Annotated in this window: 19 protein-coding genes; 11 read left to right on the plus strand and 8 right to left on the minus strand. The window is 70.8% G+C overall.

Annotation, left to right across the window (positions count from 1 at the left end; genetic code table 11):
- Window positions 1-6: 6 nt before the first annotated feature.
- From flgG to FHY05_RS13815, 6 genes are read right to left on the minus strand one after another with little or no spacing between them, the layout of a single operon-like run.
- Window positions 7-798, minus strand: coding sequence for a flagellar basal-body rod protein FlgG (gene flgG, locus FHY05_RS13790; RefSeq protein WP_183945033.1), 792 nt, complete (start codon window positions 796-798; stop codon window positions 7-9).
- A gap of 14 nt (window positions 799-812) precedes the next feature.
- The gene (locus tag FHY05_RS13795) at window positions 813-1,565 is read right to left on the minus strand and encodes a flagellar basal body rod protein FlgF (RefSeq protein ID WP_183945034.1); all 753 of its coding nucleotides are present in this window, start codon (window positions 1,563-1,565) and stop codon (window positions 813-815) included.
- 32 nt (window positions 1,566-1,597) lie between these two features.
- Window positions 1,598-2,878 carry a flagellar hook protein FlgE gene (locus tag FHY05_RS13800; RefSeq protein WP_183945035.1) on the minus strand — a complete coding sequence of 427 codons (1,281 nt, stop codon included), beginning with the start codon at window positions 2,876-2,878 and terminating at the stop codon, window positions 1,598-1,600.
- 41 nt (window positions 2,879-2,919) lie between these two features.
- Window positions 2,920-3,642, minus strand: a complete 723-nt coding sequence (locus FHY05_RS13805; protein ID WP_183945036.1) for a flagellar hook assembly protein FlgD — start codon at window positions 3,640-3,642, stop codon at window positions 2,920-2,922.
- Between the two features lie 2 nt (window positions 3,643-3,644).
- Entirely contained in the window at window positions 3,645-4,055 is a 411-nt protein-coding gene (gene flgC / locus FHY05_RS13810) for a flagellar basal body rod protein FlgC (protein WP_132908352.1), read from the minus strand.
- A gap of 4 nt (window positions 4,056-4,059) precedes the next feature.
- Window positions 4,060-4,416 (minus strand): flagellar basal body protein, encoded by a 357-nt coding sequence (locus FHY05_RS13815; RefSeq protein ID WP_183945037.1) that lies wholly within the window; start codon window positions 4,414-4,416, stop codon window positions 4,060-4,062.
- Window positions 4,417-5,051: 635 nt separating this feature from the next.
- Between FHY05_RS13815 and FHY05_RS13820 the strand changes: the two genes are divergently transcribed.
- The 9 genes from FHY05_RS13820 to FHY05_RS13860 all read left to right on the plus strand — a co-directional run bounded on the left by FHY05_RS13820 (window position 5,052) and on the right by FHY05_RS13860 (window position 11,598).
- Entirely contained in the window at window positions 5,052-5,777 is a 726-nt protein-coding gene (locus tag FHY05_RS13820; protein ID WP_183945038.1) for a motility protein A, read from the plus strand.
- A complete protein-coding gene (locus FHY05_RS13825; protein WP_183945039.1) occupies window positions 5,774-6,295 on the plus strand; it encodes a hypothetical protein in 522 nt (173 codons plus the stop codon). Before FHY05_RS13820 ends, FHY05_RS13825 begins: the two co-directional genes overlap by 4 nt.
- The gene (locus FHY05_RS13830; RefSeq protein ID WP_183945040.1) at window positions 6,292-6,810 is read left to right on the plus strand and encodes a flagella basal body P-ring formation protein FlgA; all 519 of its coding nucleotides are present in this window, start codon (window positions 6,292-6,294) and stop codon (window positions 6,808-6,810) included. The genes FHY05_RS13825 and FHY05_RS13830 overlap by 4 nt, the downstream gene beginning before the upstream one ends.
- 78 nt (window positions 6,811-6,888) lie before the next feature.
- On the plus strand, window positions 6,889-7,185 hold the full coding sequence (gene flgM / locus FHY05_RS13835) for a flagellar biosynthesis anti-sigma factor FlgM (protein ID WP_183945041.1): 297 nt from the start codon (window positions 6,889-6,891) through the stop codon (window positions 7,183-7,185).
- The gene (locus FHY05_RS13840; RefSeq protein WP_183945042.1) at window positions 7,172-7,483 is read left to right on the plus strand and encodes a flagellar protein FlgN; all 312 of its coding nucleotides are present in this window, start codon (window positions 7,172-7,174) and stop codon (window positions 7,481-7,483) included. The genes flgM and FHY05_RS13840 overlap by 14 nt, the downstream gene beginning before the upstream one ends.
- 183 nt (window positions 7,484-7,666) lie before the next feature.
- Window positions 7,667-8,533 (plus strand): lytic transglycosylase domain-containing protein, encoded by an 867-nt coding sequence (locus FHY05_RS13845; protein ID WP_183945043.1) that lies wholly within the window; start codon window positions 7,667-7,669, stop codon window positions 8,531-8,533.
- Window positions 8,534-8,537: 4 nt separating this feature from the next.
- Entirely contained in the window at window positions 8,538-10,601 is a 2,064-nt protein-coding gene (flhA, locus tag FHY05_RS13850) for a flagellar biosynthesis protein FlhA (RefSeq protein WP_183945044.1), read from the plus strand.
- Window positions 10,598-11,374, plus strand: a complete 777-nt coding sequence (locus FHY05_RS13855) for a sigma-70 family RNA polymerase sigma factor (RefSeq protein ID WP_183945045.1) — start codon at window positions 10,598-10,600, stop codon at window positions 11,372-11,374. Before flhA ends, FHY05_RS13855 begins: the two co-directional genes overlap by 4 nt.
- A gap of 71 nt (window positions 11,375-11,445) precedes the next feature.
- The gene (locus FHY05_RS13860) at window positions 11,446-11,598 is read left to right on the plus strand and encodes a hypothetical protein (RefSeq protein ID WP_183945046.1); all 153 of its coding nucleotides are present in this window, start codon (window positions 11,446-11,448) and stop codon (window positions 11,596-11,598) included.
- A gap of 285 nt (window positions 11,599-11,883) precedes the next feature.
- On the opposite strand, the gene FHY05_RS13865 is transcribed toward FHY05_RS13860, so the two are convergent.
- Window positions 11,884-12,711: a flagellin gene (locus FHY05_RS13865; RefSeq protein WP_183945047.1), complete on the minus strand. Its 828-nt coding sequence runs from the start codon at window positions 12,709-12,711 to the stop codon at window positions 11,884-11,886.
- Window positions 12,712-13,167: 456 nt separating this feature from the next.
- A complete protein-coding gene (locus FHY05_RS13870) occupies window positions 13,168-13,992 on the minus strand; it encodes a flagellin (protein ID WP_183945048.1) in 825 nt (274 codons plus the stop codon).
- Between the two features lie 279 nt (window positions 13,993-14,271).
- On the opposite strand from FHY05_RS13870, the gene FHY05_RS13875 reads away from it, so the two are divergent.
- Both FHY05_RS13875 and fliE read left to right on the plus strand, forming a co-directional pair.
- A complete protein-coding gene (locus FHY05_RS13875; RefSeq protein ID WP_183945049.1) occupies window positions 14,272-15,543 on the plus strand; it encodes a sigma-54-dependent Fis family transcriptional regulator in 1,272 nt (423 codons plus the stop codon).
- Window positions 15,540-15,896: a flagellar hook-basal body complex protein FliE gene (gene fliE / locus FHY05_RS13880; RefSeq protein ID WP_183945050.1), complete on the plus strand. Its 357-nt coding sequence runs from the start codon at window positions 15,540-15,542 to the stop codon at window positions 15,894-15,896. Before FHY05_RS13875 ends, fliE begins: the two co-directional genes overlap by 4 nt.
- Window position 15,897: the final 1 nt, after the last annotated feature.

A 15,897-nucleotide genomic window follows, 5' to 3' on the forward strand; every position in this document is an offset into this window, starting at 1 on the left:
GCGATTCTATGACATGTTCTGGTTAACGTATTTCAGCATGTCGTCGGTGGCCGAGATCATCTTTGAATTGACCTCATAGGCGCGCTGGGTCTCGATCATGTCGACCAGCTCTTCCACGACGTTGACGTTGCTCGCCTCCAGCGTGCCCTGGCGGATGCGGCCGCGGCCGTCCTCGCCCGCGACACCGAGGTTGGCGGCGCCGCTGGCGGCGCTCTCGGTGAGGAAATTGTCGCCGGTCGCGGTGAGGCCCGCCGGGTTGGGGAAGCTCGCGACCTGGATCTGGCCGAGGTTCTGCGCCTGATCCTGCCCCGGCACGGTGGCCGAGACGGTGCCGTCGAGCCCGATCGTGATCTGCGTCGCGTTGGCCGGCACGGTGATGCCGGGCATCACCTGATAGCCCTGGCTGGTGATCAGCAGCCCCTCGGGCGAGCGCGAGAAATTGCCCGCGCGCGTGTAGCCGAGCTGGCCGCCGGGCATCTGCACTTGGAAATAGCCGTCGCCGTCGAGCGCGAGGTCGAGGCTGTTGCCGGTCTGGTTCATCGAGCCCTGCGTCTCGGTGCGCGACGTGCCCTGCACGCGCACGCCGGTGCCGAGGTTGAGCCCGGTGGCGTACTTGCTCTCCGCGGTCGACTGCGCGCCCGCGGCGGTGACGACCTGGTACGACAGCGTCTCGAACGAGGCGCGGTCGCGCTTGAAGCCGGTGGTGCTGACGTTGGCGAGGTTGTTCGAGATGACTCGCATGCGCGTGTCCTGGGCGTCGAGCCCGGTACGCGCGATGTGCATGGCGGACGTGGTCATGGTCTAATCCTTCCTCAGCCCGGCAGGCGCATCACCGATGCGCTCGACTCGTCCATGGATTTGGCCTCCTTGAGCAGGTTGGCCTGGAGCTCGTAGCTGCGCTGGTTCTCGATCATGTCGACCAGCGCCTCGGTCATGTTGACGTTCGATCCCTCGAGCGCGCCCGCGGTGACCTTGCCGTCGAGATTCTCGGGCAGCGTGCCGCCGCCGCGCACGTGGAGCAGGTTGTCGAGCCCCTTCACCGTGTCCGACCCGGCGGAGGAGACCAGCTTGAGCCGGTCGATCACCTGCGGCTGTCCACTCTTGTCGCCCTGCGGCACGATCGAGACCGAGCCGTCCAAGCCGATCGACACCGACTCATACGGCGGCAGCGTGATCGGGCCGCTCGACCCCATCACCAGGAAGCCGTCGCCGGTCTGCAGCGTGCCCGATTCGGAGACGGTGAAGTCGCCGCGGCGGCTGTACGCCTCGCTGCCGTCGGCGCCCTGGACGGTGAGCCAGGTGTCGCGGTCGCCCAGCGCGACGTCGAGCGGGCGGCCGGTCTGCTGCATCGCGCCCGGCGCGCGGTCGGCGTCGCGCACCTCCTCCGAGGTGGGCGCGCGCGCCGACAGCTGCGACGAACCGTCGGAGAGGATGATGCGGTCGAACGAGACGCGGTCGGCGCGGAAGCCGGTGGTCGACGCGTTCGCCATGTTGTTGGCGATCGCGGCCTGCGCCTGCATGTGCGCGCGCAGGCCCGTCGCCGCGGTGTAGACCAGCTTGTCCACTTACGTCCTCTCCTAGAACCCCGCCCCTGCGCTTACGCGCGGATGTTGAGGATCGACTGCGAGACCTGAGTCGCCGTATCCAGGGCCTTCGCGTTCGCCTGGAAGTTGCGCTGTGCCGCAATAAGGTTAACAAGCTCTTCGGTGATATCGACGTTCGAGCCCTCGAGCTGGCCCGACTTCAGGCTGCCGAAGCCCTCCGCCGCGGCGAAGCCCAGCGTCGCCTTCCCCGAGATGCCGGTCGCCTGCCAATAGTTGCTGCCCGCCTGGCGCAGACCGGTCGGCGCCGAGAACTTGGCGATCGCCACCTTGCCCAGCGGTACGATGTCCGAGTTGGAGTAGCTCGCCTTGATGATGCCGGCGTCGTCGACGGTGATGCCGACGAGCTGGCCGACCGCGACGCCGTCCTGCGTGCGCGCGCTCACCGCCGAGGCCGCCGCGGTCTGGGTCGAACCGGTGAGGTCGAGCGTGATGCCCTGCGCCGCGGCGCCCGAGGCGGGGATGAAGTCCTCGAACTGGATCGTCTGCGCGCCGGTCAACGCGCCCTTGGTGTCGTACACCTGGGTGATCGGACCGGCCTGGGCCTCGCCCTTCGGCGTCAGCATCTGGTCGCCGACGTACGTGAAGACCTGCCACGTGCCGGTGTTCGGCGGCGTCGCGTTGGGCTGTCCCTCCGCGGTGCGGACGTAGTAGCTCGTCATCGTCATCGGGTTGCCGTTGGCGTCGTAGATGCGCGTCGCGACCGAGTTGTTGTACGTCGTGGTGTCGGTGCGCTTGAAATCGGCCGGGTCCTTCACCGTCGCGGTCGACGGGATCTGCACCTTGGTGGCGACGTTGTTGGTCATCTTCGGCGTGCCGCTGGTCGGCTGGATCTGCAGGTTGGTCAGCGACTTGTCGCCGGTCGCCGTGACGTTGCCGTCGTTGTCGACCGGGTAGACCATCAGGTAGCTGCCCTGCGCGTCGATCACGTTGCGGCTCTCGTCCACGGTGAAGGCGCCGGTGCGGGTGTAGTTGACCTGGTCGGACAGGCCGGTCGACTTCACCACGAAGAAGCCCTCGCCCAGGATCTGCATGTCGAGCGCGCTCTTGGTCTGGTTCGACGAGCCGTCGCTGAACTGCTGCACCGTGCCCTTCACCGACACGCCCGAGCCGACCATCTTGCGCGGGTCGGTCGAGACGTTCGACGAGATCACGTCCGCGAAGGCTGTGCGGCTCTTCTTAAAACCGTTGGTGGAGACGTTGGCGAGGTTGTGGCTGATGACCGACATGTCGGTCTGCATGGCCTGGAGACCGGAGAGCGAGGTGAAGAAGGACATGGTGCGTGCTCCTGGGGAAAGCGGAAGAAGAGGAAGAAGGGTTAGGCGACCTTGCGGACCGCGGCGGGATCGACCGTGCCGAGTCCGGTGACGTTGAGGACGGGCGTGCCGCCGGCGGGCAGGCTGGCGCTCTCGACCGGCGCCCACACCAGTGAGGTCGCGTCGACCAGGGTCGAGCCCTTCGCCGCCTCGACGGTGACGGTGTACGGGCCGTTCTCGATCTTGTTGCCGGCCTCGTCCTTGCCGTCCCAGCTGTAGCTGGCCTCGCCCGCCGCCTGCGCGCCGAGCTGGATGTTCTTGACGACGCGGCCGTCCTTGTCGGCGATCGAGACGTCGACGTCGGTCGCGTCGCCGGCCAGCTCGACCGCGCCGGCGATCCCGCCCGAGGTGCGCTCGTAGGCGGTCTTGCCCGCGGTCAGCACGGTGCGACCGACGAAACCCATCGCGTCGGTCGCGCTGGTGGAGTTGAGCCGCGTGCTGATGCCCGACAGCGTCTGGTTCATCTCGCTGATGCCCGCGACCGACGAGAACTGCGCCATCTGCGCGACCATCTGGGTGTTGTCGACCGGGTTGAACGGGTCCTGATAGGCCAGCTGCGCGGTCATCAGCGCGATGAAGTCCTTCTGCCCCAGCGTCGACTTGCCGGTGGTGGCGCTGACACCGGCGGCGGTGGTGGTGTTCGAGCGCGCCACGCCGGCGGAGGCGAAGATCGCATCCTGCGTGGCCTTGTCGATGGCGGAGGTGTTGGCGGTGATGCTGGTCATGATCAGCGGCCCATCTTGAGGGTATCGAGGATCAGCGTCTTGGCGGTCTGCATGACCTCGACGTTGTTCTGGTAGGTGCGCGCGGTCTCCATCATGTCGACCAGCTCGCGCGATTCATCGACCGCGGCGTCGAAGACGTAGCCGTCCTTGTTCGCCATCGGGCTGCCGGGGTCGTAGCGCTTGGTCGGCGCCTCGCCCGCGGTGACGATCTGCTGCACGTCGGTGGTGGAGAGCCCGCTGGCCGCGTCGAAGCTGGTGCGGAACACCGGCTTCATCGTCTTGTAGGCGGCCTCCTCCGAGCCCGCGACGCCGCCGGCGTTGGCGAGGTTGGAGGCGGTGGTGTTCATCCGCGTCAGCTGCGCCGACATCGCGCGGCCGGCGACCTGGAAGATGGTGAGCGGCGAGCCGGACATCGTCTTACTCCCCCTTCAGCGCGCGCGTGATCTGGCCGATGCGCCCGTTGAGGAACGAGAGCGTCGTCTGGTACTGGACCGCGTTCTCGGCGAAGGCGGTCTGCTCGGTGGCGAGCTCCACCGTGTTGCCGTCCATCGACGGCTGGGTCGGCACGCGATACTTCAGCGCGTCGGCGACGCCGCCCGCGCCCTGCTGCTCGACCGCGCCGAGCGCGGCCTTGAAGTCGATGTCGCGGGCCTTGAAATTGGGCGTGGACGCGTTGGCGATGTTCGACGCGAGCACGCCCATGCGCTGACCGCGCACCTCCAGGGCTGCTCCGTGAACTCCGAACAAACTCTCAGCCACTGGCCGAACCTCCATGCGAGACGGGGATCGCCCGTCGCCTCGCGGGAATGTCAGCAAGCGGCGTGCCAATTACTTCGTGCGGGGCGGATCTGGGCCGGAGAGGCGCGGAGCGGCAAGGGCTTGCCGGTTGCCGGTCAGGTTTGCCGGCAAGCGGCGCTGCCCGGCGGTTGCCGGGTAGCTGCCTAGGGCTGGTGGCCGGGGGCCAGACGTTTGCAAGGCCGCGAACGCTACCGTGCTCCGGCGAAGGCCGGAGCCCAGGTGGGATGGCGTTGGTGAGACCCACGAAGATCCACCCGACTGGGCCCCGGCCTTCGCCGGGGCACGAGGGGTGTGGGGCTCCCCTCACTCCCCCTCTCCTTCCGTCATCCTGAGCTCGTCTCAGGATCCACCCTGCCGCTTACTCAGGCGCCGAGGCGCCTGCGGACCGGTGGATCCTGAGACGCGCTCAGGATGACGCTAGTGGAGAGGGTAGCGCCCCCCTCTCCCCTCCACCGCGGCGAACGCCGGGGTCCAGTTGGGGCACGCTGGTGGATTTCTCAGCGGTTATCCCACCTTAACCCCGGCGTTCGCCGGGGTGATAGAGAATGAAGCATTGCCTCCCTCACCATCGCGCCCCGCCCAACTGGCCCGCCCCTTGCAACGACGCGGGCATGACTCCCGGCATGTTCCTCGATCCCGCCGCGCTCGCTATCGTGTTCGGCGGCACCGCGCTCGCCGCGGCGCTGCGCACCCCCGCGCGCGACCTCGGCCGCGCGCTGCTCGCGCTGCGCGTGCTGCCGCGCCGTCGCTTCCGCGCCGACGCCCGGCTCGACCAGGTCGCCGCGCTCAGCCGCATCGCGCTGCGCCACGGCGTCCACGCGCTCGACCGCAGCGTGATCCACGACGCCGACGTCGCCGCCGCGGTGGCGCTGATCGTCGACGGCGCGCAGCCGGACGCGGTGGTCGCCGCGCTCGACACCGCGCGGCGCGCCCGGATCGAGCGCCACCGCCTCGTCACCGACTGCTGGACCGGGGTCGCCGAGGCCGCGCCCGCGCTGGGCATGGTCGGCACGCTGGTCGGGCTGGTCGCGATGTTCACGCGGATGAGCGACCCGGGCGCGATCGGCGCCGCGATGGCGGTCGCGCTGCTCGCTACCTTATATGGCGCGCTGCTCGCCAACCTCGTCGCGATGCCGATCGCCACCCGGCTGCGCGCCGCCGCGCGCGCCGAGGCGATCGAGCGCGCCCGCCTCGTCGCGCCGCTGGCCGAGCTCGCCGCGCGCGAGGCGCCGCGCGTGCGCGCCGGCGCGCGGCTCCACCCCGCGCCCGAGCCGGTCGCCGTCGCGGACGGCGATCCCGAGAACACCGCGGCCGCACCGCACGAGCGGGCGGCATGAGCGACGACGAGCTCCTCGCCGACGAGGCACCCGCGCGCGCGCTGTGGCTGATGACGCTGGCCGATCTCGCGCTGCTGCTGGTCGGCTTCTTCGTGCTGCTCCAGGCCAACCAGCAGCTCGACCCGCGCGCTCTCGCCGCCGGGCTGGCGGAGGGCTTCGGCGCCGAGGCGCCCGCGGCGATGCCGGTGGCGAGCTACGGCGTCGGCGGGTTCGCGCCGGGCAGCGCGACGCCCCCCGGCACCCCCGCCGGGCTCGCCGCCTGGGCGCGCGCCGAGCTGCGCGACCCGCGCGTGAGCCTCACCGTCACCGGCGCGACCGACGGCACCGCCGCCGACGTCGACCCGCGCTCGCGCAGCGCCACCCTCCTCGCCGCCGACCGCGCGCGCGCGGTCGCCGCGGCGCTGGCCACCGCGGGCGTCCCCGACGCGCGGCTCGGCCTCGCCACCGCGGTGCGCCCCGGCCGCCGCCAGGTACTCGTCACGCTCGCCTTCGCGGGCGAACAAGGGAAAAAGCCATGATCGCCGCCCTCCTCCTCGCCGCCGCCGCGACCGGCGCCGGCTTCCAGGACACCGACGCGCTCGACCGCGCCGTCGCCGCCTTCACCGCGCGCCCGATCGGCAGCGAGGGCGGCGCGCGCGCCCCGGTCGACGCGCGCATGCGCCTCGCCGCCTGCCCGATGGTGGCGATGTCGTGGCGCACCGAGGCGCATGACGCGGTGGTGATCGCCTGCGCCGGCCCGTCGTGGCGGCTGTTCGTCCCCGTGATCGCGCCGCCGCGTGCCGCCGGCGCCGCCGCGCCACGCGCCGCCGCGGCGGCCGCGGCGCCGGTGCGCGCCGACCCGGTGATCCGCCGCGGCGACGCGGTGACGATCGAGGCGGGCAGCGACGGCTTCGCGATCACGCGCGAGGGCGTCGCGATCAGCGACGCCGCCCCCGGCGCGCGCGTCATGATCAAGGTCGACGACGCGCCGCGCCCGGTGCAGGCGGTGGCGGTCGAGGCGGGGCGCGCGACGCTGCCCGGCTGGACCGAATGAGCCGCGATAAAAAAGTGCTAAAGTTGCGCCACGGCCTGTCGTTTTTCCCGATGTCAGCGGAGGCCGACAGGTGCAGTCATGGTGGAATCGGTAGGACCCTCAACGATCAAGGCGAACGACCTGCGGGTCGCCAGCGTGGCGCGCGTCAGCGCGCCGACGCCGGCCGCCGCCCCGGTCGCGAGCAGCGCGACGACCGCGATTGCGGCGCCGCAGACGCTCGCCAAATCGCTCGCCGCCGAGCCGCCGGTCGACGGCGACCGCGTCCAGCAGATCAAGACCGCGATCGCCAACGGCACCTTCCCGCTCTCGCCCGCGACCATCGCGGACCAGTTCATCGCACTTCGTTTCGACTGGATGGCCAATGAACAGGCGTGACGCGCTGGTGCGCGTGATCGACATGCTCCACGCCGAGATCGCGGCGCTGAAGACGAACGACATGAACGCGCTGGAGCGCGCCACCGGCAACAAGCTGCGCGCGATCGAGACGCTCCGGGCGCTCGGCGACGGCCCGGCCGACGCCGAGCTGCGCGGGCTGGTCGAGGAGGCCGACCGGCTCAACGACACGTGCCGGATCTACGTCAACCTGATGGCGGCAAATGTCCGCCGCCGCCTGCAACTTCTTTCCGGCCAGGGCGGCGGCGCCTACGGTCGCGCGGGGCTGGCCTACGCGTAAGGCGCGCGCGTCTTCATCCCACACGCTGTTCCCCGGCGAAGGCCGGGGTCCAGTTGGGTGAATCCCAGCGAGAACCACGGCGACCTTCCCAACTGGGCCCCGGCCTGCGCCGCGGAACAGGTTAGCGCGTAAGGCGGAACGCGCCCGCCCTCAATCTGGCACGCCTCTTGCTCCACGCATGGCATGACCGTCTCCGCGCTCACCCCGGCCACCGGCCGCGTCACCTCCGCGATCCAGCGCGCGGCGCAGCGCACCGGCGTCGACTTCAACTATCTCCTCGGCCAGGCCAAGATCGAGAGCGGGCTCAACGCCAGCGCGCGCGCCAGCACCTCCTCCGCCTCGGGCCTGTACCAGTTCGTCGAGCAGAGCTGGCTCGCGGTGGTGAAGAAGCACGGCAGCGAGCACGGGCTCGGCTGGGCGGCGGACAGCATCCAGCAGTCGGGCGGGCGCTTCACCGTCACCGGCGGCAACCGCGCCGCGGTGCTGGGGCTGCGCAACGATCCCGAGGTCGCCTCGCTGATGGCGGCCGAGCATGCCAGCGACAACAAGGACGCGATCGAGGCGTCGACCGGGCGCGCGGCGACCGGCACCGACCTCTATATGGCGCATTTCCTCGGGCTGGGCGGCGCGCGCACCTTCCTCTCGGCGATGCAGAGCAATCCCGAGCGCAGCGCCGCCTCGCTCTTCCCCGCCGCCGCGCGCGCCAACCGCGGCGTCTTCTTCGACAGCGACGGCTCCGCGCGCTCGCTCGGCGAGGTGTACCAGCGCTTCGCCGGCAAGCTGGGCGACGGCGCCGCGTCGATGGGCGCGACCACGCCGTCCGACCGGCTGCAGTTCGCCGCACAGGCGCTGGCGATGGGCGACGAGAACACCGTCGTCACCGGCGCGGGCGAGAGCGCGACCGACGCGCTCGCCTGGGCCCGGTCGACGCTAGGCCAGTCGACGCTCGGCCAGATCAAGGGCGTCCAGGCGCAGCAGGCCAGCCTGCTCCGGCCGACCCCCGCCAACGCGCGGCTCGCCTACATGATGCTCGCGCGGATGGGGAACTGATCCGATGAAGCTGCTCGCCAACGCGCGCCAGGCCGCGCTGCCCGCCGCGATCCTGCTGCTCGTCGTCCTCATGGTGGTGCCGATCCCGGCCTTCATGCTGGACGTGTTCTTCATCATGAACATCACGATCAGCCTCGCGGTGCTGATGGTGGCGCTCAACGCCGAGAAGCCGCTCGACTTCTCGTCGTTCCCGACGGTGCTGCTGTTCGCCACGCTGTTCCGGCTCGGCCTCAACGTCGCCTCGACTCGCATCGTGCTGGTCCACGGCCACACCGGCTCGGCCGCGGCGGGGCACGTGATCGAGGCCTTCGGCTCGTTCGTGATCGGCGGCGACTATGTCGTCGGCCTGTTCGTCTTCGCGATCATCGTCATCATCAACCTGATCGTGGTCACCAAGGGCGCCGGCCGCGTCTCCGAGGTGTCGGCGCGCTTCACGCTCGACGCGCTGCCCGGCAAGCAGATGGCGATCGACGCCGACCTCAACGCCGGCCTGATCACCCCCGACGACGCCAAGAAGCGCCGCGTCGAGGTCGCCACCGAGGCCGACTTCTACGGCTCGATGGACGGTTCGTCCAAGTTCGTGAAGGGCGACGCGGTCGCCGGCCTGTTGATCCTCGCGGCGAATATCGTCGGCGGGCTGATCCTCGGGCCCGTGAGCCACGGGCTGACGATCGCCAAGGCGGCGCAGAGCTACACGATGCTGGCGATCGGCGACGCGCTGGTGGCGCAGGTGCCCGCGCTGCTGCTCTCGATCGCCGCCGCCTCGATCGTCACCCGCGTCAGCTCGGACAAGGACCTCGCCGGCCAGATCGGCGGGCAGTTCGGCTCGGCGCGCACCTGGGCGCCGGTGGCGGTGATCCTGACGCTGCTCGGGCTGCTGCCCGGCATGCCGCACTTCGTCATCCTGCCGCTCGCCGCCATCGCCGGCTTCGCCGCGTGGAAGCTGCACCAGAACGCCAAGCGCCCGCAGATCGTGGAGGCCCCGGTCGCGGTCGAGCAGCCCGACCCGTCGAAGATCGGCTGGGACGAGGTGACCGAGGCGATGATGGTCAACCTCGACGTCGGCTACGGCCTGGTGCCGCTGGTCGACGAGCGCCGCGGCGCGCCGCTGATGAGCCGTCTCACCGGCGTGCGCCGCCAGCTGAGCAAGGAGCTGGGCTTCGTGGTGCCGCAGGTGCGCGTGCGCGACGACATCAACCTGGCGCCCTACACCTATCGCGTGATGCTCGGCGGCGTCTGCGTCGGCGAGGACCAGGTCTCGCCCGACGAGATGCTGGCGCTCGACACCGGCCAGGGCTTCGGCGAGCTGATCGGCAAGAAGGCCAAGGACCCGACCTTCGGGCTCGACGCGACCTGGATCTCGCCGGGCGACGCCGATGCCGCGACCGGCCAGGGCTATCTGGTGGTCGACGCCGGCACGGTGATGGCGACGCACCTCAACCACGCGCTCGGCGCCAACGCCGCCGACCTGCTCGGCGCCGACGAGGTGCAGTCGCTGCTCGACGGGCTCAAGGAGCGCGCCCCGCAGCTGGTCGCCGCGCTCGCGCCGCTGCCGCAGACCGCGCTGGTGGCGGTGCTCAAGGGGCTGCTGTCCGAGGGCATCCAGCTGCGCGAGTTCCGCCGCATCGCCGCCGCGATCTCGATGGCCGCGCAGAAGACGCACGATCCCGTCGAGCTGATCGAGCTGATCCGCCCCGAGCTGGGCCCGCTGATCATCGCCAAGCTGGCCGGCGTGCGCGAGCCGCTGCGGGTCATGACGCTCGAGGGCGGGCTGGAGCAACTGCTCGGCCAGGGGCTGCGCAGCGATCCCAGCCGCCAGGTGATCGAGCCCGAGCTCGGCCGCCGCATCGTCGACGCACTCCAGGCGGCGGCGCAGCCGCTGATGGCCGAGGCCAAGCCGTTCGCGCTGGTCGTGCAGCCGGCGATCCGCGTCGCCGTCCGCAAACTCATCCGCACCGTTCTCCCGGATACCCCTGTCATGAGCTTCTTCGAAGTGCCCGAGGACAAGCCCGTCGAGGTCGTCGCGATCATCGGTGGCCAGCACCAGCCGCAGGCGCTGGCGGCATGAGCGCCGAGCCGATGCGCGGCGCCTTCGCCGCCGCCCAGCCCGCCCCTCTCCCCGCGGCTCAGGCCACCGCCCCGCTGACCTACTCGCGCCCGCGCAAGCGCGACGAGAACGCGCTGGTGCAGCAGCACCTGCCGCTCGTCCGTCGGCTGGCGTGGCACGTCCACGGCTCGGTCTCAACCGCGATCGAGGTGGAGGACCTGGTCCAGGTCGGGCTGGTCGCGCTGGTCGAGGCGGTCGCCGCCTTCGAGGACCGCGGCCAGGTGACGCTCAAGCAATATCTCGTGACGCGGCTGCGCGGCGCGATGATCGACGAGCTGCGCCGCCACGCCGCGATGACGCGCGGCGCGATCCGCCGCAAGCGCGAGTACGCGCGCGCGGTCAACCAGCTCAGCCACGAGTACGGCCGCGCGCCGACCGACCGCGAGATCGCCGCCAAGCTCGAGGTATCGCCCGAGAAGCTGCGCACCGATTATGCCGCGGCGGAGGCGGTGCGCTACGAGTCGATCGACGAGGTCTATGCCGACGACCAGCCGTGGTTCGCCAGCGACACGCCCGACGCCTTCGAGCAGCTCTCCGAGGCGCAGACGCGCGACCGGCTGATCGCCGCGATCTCTTCCTTGCCCGAGCGCGAGCAGATGGTGATCCAGCTCTACCACGTCGAGGAGCTCAACCTGGAGGAGATCGGCCAGGTGCTGGGCGTCGGCGCCGCGCGCGTGTGCCAGATCAAGTCGAGCGCGCACGCGCGGCTGAAGAAGGCGATGACGCGCGGCTGAGGCGGGATCGCGGCGGGATCCGGGCCCGGGCGCGGGCGTTGCCCCGCGACCATGTCCGAGAGGAGCCGCCGATGACCGACTCACGCCAGCCCGACCCCGCCGCCGCGCCGCTCACCGAGCCCGCACGCGACCGCGACGCCCCGGCCAACCCGAGCGTGGACCAGCTGCCCGAGGGCGAGCCCGAGGACAATCCCGACGACCTCACGGTGCAGGGCGGGGAGTGAGCGACACCTGAGATCCTCCCCGCTCGCGGGGATGCGGACCGCCGGCCGCAGGCCGGTGGTGGAGGGGGTGTGCCGCGAGCGCAGCCCTCGTGGAAGCCCCCTCCACCAGCCTGCGGCTGGTCCCCCTCCCCGTGCCGAGGAGGATTCTGCCTGCCGCTGCCCTCGCCGCTTCGCCACAAGCGGAACCCCCGCCAGCCTCGCTGACGGGGGTCCCGCGATCCACTTAGCTCGCTCCGGCGCCGGCCCCGCCATGTTCGGGGGCGAGGGGCCGGCGCGCATCGGCGATTAGCCGAGCAGCTTCATCACGCCCTGCTGCGACTGGTTGGCCTGCGCCAGCATCGCGGTCGAGGCCTGGTTGAGGATCTGCGACTTGGCGAGCGCGGTGGTCTCGGTCGAGAAGTCGGCGTCCTCGATGCGGCTGCGCGCGTCGGTCAGGTTGGTGACGTTGGCGGTGGCGTTGTTCACCGCCGACTCGAGGCGGTTCTGCGCCGAACCCAGCGAGGCGCGCGCGCTCGAAACCTGCGCGATCGCGGCGTCATACTGATCCAGCGTCGCGTTGTTGGCGGCGGTGGCGTCGGCGAAGCTCAGGTCGGTCACGGTCTTCAGGCCGCCCGCCGCGGTGAAGTCGACCGACTTCAGCGTGACCTTGTCGCCCGTGTTGGCGCCGGTCTGGATGTCGAAGCCGGTCGCCGCCGCCGAGTCGAACAGCTTCTTGCCGTTGAACGAGGTGGTGGTGACGATCGAGCTGATCTGGTCCTTGAGCGCCGACTGCTCGGCGCGGATCGACGAGACGTCGGCCGCGGCATAGGTGCCGTTGCTCGCCTGCACCGTCAGCTCGCGCATGCGCTGCAGCATGTTCGAGACCTCGCCCAGCGCGCCTTCCGCGGTCTGCGCCATCGAGATGCCGTCGTTGGCGTTGCGGATGCCCTGGCTCATGCCGCGGATCTGCGACGTCATCGAGTTGCTGATCGCGAGGCCGGCGGCGTCGTCCTTCGCCGAGTTGATGCGCTTGCCGGTCGACAGGCGCTCCATCGAGACCGACAGGGCCTTGTTCGCCATGTTCGAGGCGGTGGTCGCGCGCAGCGCCGAGGTGTTCGAGTTGATCACGGTCATGGGACTATCTCCATCTGCCCGGCCCGCTTGCCGCCCCCGAATGCGCAGGTGGCCGTGCCGTCTTCCCTACAAACGACCGATCCGGCGGGAGATTTAGAGTTTTCGTGAGGCCGAAGATCCTACCCGCTCGCGGGCAGGGGGACCGCGTCCGAAGGGGGGTGACGGAGGGGGGCTGCCGCGAACGAGCCGGTGCGTGAGCGGAGCCCCCCCACCAGCCTCGTCTGTCGTGCCGGTGGGATGGCCCCCGGCAATGCCAGCCATGTCCGGGGACATGGCGGCCTGCACGCCCCCCCCCGCGCGAGCGGAGAGGATTTCGCCTGCCGCTGCGCTCGGCTCCGCCACGAACGAGAAACCCCCGCCAGCATCGCTGACGGGGGCCCCGCATCCCTTTCAACCATCACCCGGCGCCGGCCCCGCCACGTTCGGGGGCGAGGGGCCGTCGGTGGGCGTCGGCGATTAGCCGAGCAGCTTCATCACGCCCTGCTGCGACTGGTTGGCCTGCGCCAGCATCGCGGTCGAGGCCTGGTTGAGGATCTGCGACTTGGCGAGCGCGGTGGTCTCGGTCGAGAAGTCGGCGTCCTCGATGCGGCTGCGCGCGTCGGTCAGGTTGGTGACGTTGGCGGTGGCGTTGTTCACCGCCGACTCGAGGCGGTTCTGCGCCGAACCCAGCGAGGCGCGCGCGCCCGAGACCTCGGCGATCGCCGCATCATAATCGCCGAGCGAGGCGGTGGTCGCGGCGTCGGCGAACGTCTTGGTCGTGACGATGTTGAGCTTCGACGCGGCGTCGCCGAAGTCGACCGACTTGAGCGTGACCTTGTCGCCCGTGTTGGCGCCGGTCTGGATGTCGAAGCCAGTCGCCGCCGCCGAGTCGAACAGCTTCTTGCCGTTGAACGAGGTGGTGGTGACGATCGAGCTGATCTGGTCCTTCAACGCCGACTGCTCGGCGCGGATCGAGGCGGTGTCATTGTCGGCATAGGTGCCGTTGGCCGCCTGCACCGTCAGCTCGCGCATGCGCTGCAGCATGTTCGAGACCTCGCCCAGCGCGCCTTCCGCGGTCTGCGCCATCGAGATGCCGTCGTTGGCGTTGCGGATGCCCTGGCTCATGCCGCGGATCTGCGACGTCATCGAGTTGCTGATCGCGAGGCCGGCGGCGTCATCCTTCGCCGAGTTGATGCGCTTGCCGGTCGACAGGCGCTCCATCGAGACCGAGAGCGACTTGTTGGCCATGTTCGAGGCGGTGGTGGCGCGCAGGGCCGAGGTGTTCGAGTTGATCACGGTCATGGGAAAGTCTCCGTCTGCTTCGGCCCGCCCCGCCGCCCCCGAATGAGCAGGTGGCCGCGCCGTCACCGCCTCAAACGACCGTGATCCGCGAAGCTTTAGCGAAAAACTTTAGCCCCGATCGGTGATCGAGGACCGCGGCCCGATCCCCTCCCCTACGTACGCGCGCGCGTGGCGCGGACGCTCGCGCCCCCGGAAAAAACCTGCCGGCCACCGGCAATTATACTCCGCGTTAACCACTGGCGGCGCATTCAAGCCTTCGAGATTCGAGGGATATTTCCGATGCGTTCGATCATGCCGTCAGCCAGTGTGGAGCGCGAGCACCTGACGCTCGTGTCCTCGCTGCGCGCGCAGGGCTTCGCCATCCAGCCCGCCGGCGCCCGGCCGCAGGCGGGGGTGAGCTACCTCGTCGCCGCCGGCGAGCCGATCCCGGCGCCGGCGCGCACGCTGATCGTCGGCAGCGGCGAGCGCGCGGTGCTCCCTTTCCGCGACGGCCAGCCCGCGCGCATCGCCTACGGCCACGACGACGCCGCCGTCGGCAACGCCTTCGCCCGCGCGCTGATCGGCGGCGCGGAGCTGCCGACCGCCGCCGACCCCGAGTCGCTCGCGCTGCTGGCGCTGGCCGAGCGCGTCGCCCAGGCCGACATCACCGTGCTGATCAACGGCCCGACCGGCACCGGCAAGGAAGTGCTGGCGCGCACCATCCACCTCCAGTCGGAGCGGCGCGACGGCCCGTTCATCGCGATCAACTGCGCCGCGCTGCCCGAGACCATGCTCGAGGCGATGCTGTTCGGTCACCAGAAGGGCAGCTTCACCGGCGCCTCCTCGGGCGGCGAGGGCTTCTTCCGCGCCGCCAACGGCGGCACGCTGCTGCTCGACGAGGTCGCCGAGATGCCGCTCAACCTCCAGGCCAAGCTGCTGCGCGTGCTGCAGGAGCGCGAGGTGGTGCCGATCGGCGCGACCATGCCGCAGCCGGTCGACGTGCGCGTGATCGCCTGCGCCAACCGCGACCTCCAGGAGGAGGTGGCGGCGGGCCGTTTCCGCGCCGACCTATACTACCGCCTGTCGGTCTTCCCGCTCACCACCAAGGCGCTGGCCGAGCGCGCGCAGGACATTCCCGCGCTCGCGGCGACGATGATCCTGCGCCACGCCGGCAACCGCCCGGTCGTTCCCTGGCCGAGCGACGAGGCGATCGCGGCGCTGGTCGCGCACGACTGGCCCGGCAACGTCCGCGAGCTCGAGAACGTGATCCAGCGCGCCCTGCTGTTCTGCGGCGGCGACACGATCGAGGCGGCGCACATCGTGTTCGACCGCCCGAGCGCGCCGCGGCTCGCGCCGGTCGCGGCCCCGGTCGACGACGCCACGCTCGGCCAGGTGGTGCAGCTCTCCGAGTTCGCCGCGATCCGCGAGACGCTGGCGGCGTGCGGCGGCAGCCGGATCGAGACCGCCAAGCGGCTCGGCATCTCCGAGCGGACGCTGCGCTACCGCCTCGCCAAGGCGCGCGAGCAGGGTGACGATCTCGCGTCCGGCACGCAGCGGGCGATCTCGGCATGAGCGCGGTGGGAGGCGTCGGCGGCATCGACCGCGTGATGGCGCTGCGCGCGCAGATCCTCGAGCGCAACGCCGCGCTGAGCCGCGCCGGCGCCGCCGCCCCGGCCGCCGCGCCGCAGGGCGCGTCGGCCAACGCGACGAGCTTCGCCGACACGATGCAGTCGGCGCTCGCCAAGGTGAACGACGGCCAGCAGAAGGCCTCGGCGCTGAGCGAGCAGTACGAGCGCGGCGAGACCGTCGACATCGCCAAGGTGATGCTGGCGCGCCAGGAGGCCTCGGTCGGCTTCGAGGCGACGCTGCAGGTCCGCAACAAGATCCTGTCCGCCTACAAGGACATCATGAGCATGCCGGTCTGAT

This window comes from Sphingomonas sp. BK580 (assembly GCF_014194975.1).
Lineage (GTDB): Bacteria > Pseudomonadota > Alphaproteobacteria > Sphingomonadales > Sphingomonadaceae > Sphingomonas.

What these genes read in the sequence shown, in the direction of transcription:
- flgG (WP_183945033.1), bottom strand. Translation starts at nt 798, where the DNA reads ATGACCACGTCCGCCATGCACATCGCGCGTACCGGGCTCGACGCCCAG.
- FHY05_RS13800 (WP_183945035.1), bottom strand. Translation starts at nt 2,878, where the DNA reads ATGTCCTTCTTCACCTCGCTCTCCGGTCTCCAGGCCATGCAGACCGAC.
- FHY05_RS13805 (WP_183945036.1), bottom strand. Translation starts at nt 3,642, where the DNA reads ATGACCAGCATCACCGCCAACACCTCCGCCATCGACAAGGCCACGCAG.
- flgC (WP_132908352.1), bottom strand. Translation starts at nt 4,055, where the DNA reads ATGTCCGGCTCGCCGCTCACCATCTTCCAGGTCGCCGGCCGCGCGATG.
- FHY05_RS13815 (WP_183945037.1), bottom strand. Translation starts at nt 4,416, where the DNA reads ATGGAGGTTCGGCCAGTGGCTGAGAGTTTGTTCGGAGTTCACGGAGCA.
- FHY05_RS13820 (WP_183945038.1), top strand. Translation starts at nt 5,052, where the DNA reads ATGACTCCCGGCATGTTCCTCGATCCCGCCGCGCTCGCTATCGTGTTC.
- FHY05_RS13825 (WP_183945039.1), top strand. Translation starts at nt 5,774, where the DNA reads ATGAGCGACGACGAGCTCCTCGCCGACGAGGCACCCGCGCGCGCGCTG.
- FHY05_RS13830 (WP_183945040.1), top strand. Translation starts at nt 6,292, where the DNA reads ATGATCGCCGCCCTCCTCCTCGCCGCCGCCGCGACCGGCGCCGGCTTC.
- flgM (WP_183945041.1), top strand. Translation starts at nt 6,889, where the DNA reads ATGGTGGAATCGGTAGGACCCTCAACGATCAAGGCGAACGACCTGCGG.
- FHY05_RS13840 (WP_183945042.1), top strand. Translation starts at nt 7,172, where the DNA reads ATGAACAGGCGTGACGCGCTGGTGCGCGTGATCGACATGCTCCACGCC.
- FHY05_RS13845 (WP_183945043.1), top strand. Translation starts at nt 7,667, where the DNA reads ATGACCGTCTCCGCGCTCACCCCGGCCACCGGCCGCGTCACCTCCGCG.
- flhA (WP_183945044.1), top strand. Translation starts at nt 8,538, where the DNA reads ATGAAGCTGCTCGCCAACGCGCGCCAGGCCGCGCTGCCCGCCGCGATC.
- FHY05_RS13855 (WP_183945045.1), top strand. Translation starts at nt 10,598, where the DNA reads ATGAGCGCCGAGCCGATGCGCGGCGCCTTCGCCGCCGCCCAGCCCGCC.
- FHY05_RS13860 (WP_183945046.1), top strand. Translation starts at nt 11,446, where the DNA reads ATGACCGACTCACGCCAGCCCGACCCCGCCGCCGCGCCGCTCACCGAG.
- FHY05_RS13865 (WP_183945047.1), bottom strand. Translation starts at nt 12,711, where the DNA reads ATGACCGTGATCAACTCGAACACCTCGGCGCTGCGCGCGACCACCGCC.
- FHY05_RS13870 (WP_183945048.1), bottom strand. Translation starts at nt 13,992, where the DNA reads ATGACCGTGATCAACTCGAACACCTCGGCCCTGCGCGCCACCACCGCC.
- FHY05_RS13875 (WP_183945049.1), top strand. Translation starts at nt 14,272, where the DNA reads ATGCGTTCGATCATGCCGTCAGCCAGTGTGGAGCGCGAGCACCTGACG.
- fliE (WP_183945050.1), top strand. Translation starts at nt 15,540, where the DNA reads ATGAGCGCGGTGGGAGGCGTCGGCGGCATCGACCGCGTGATGGCGCTG.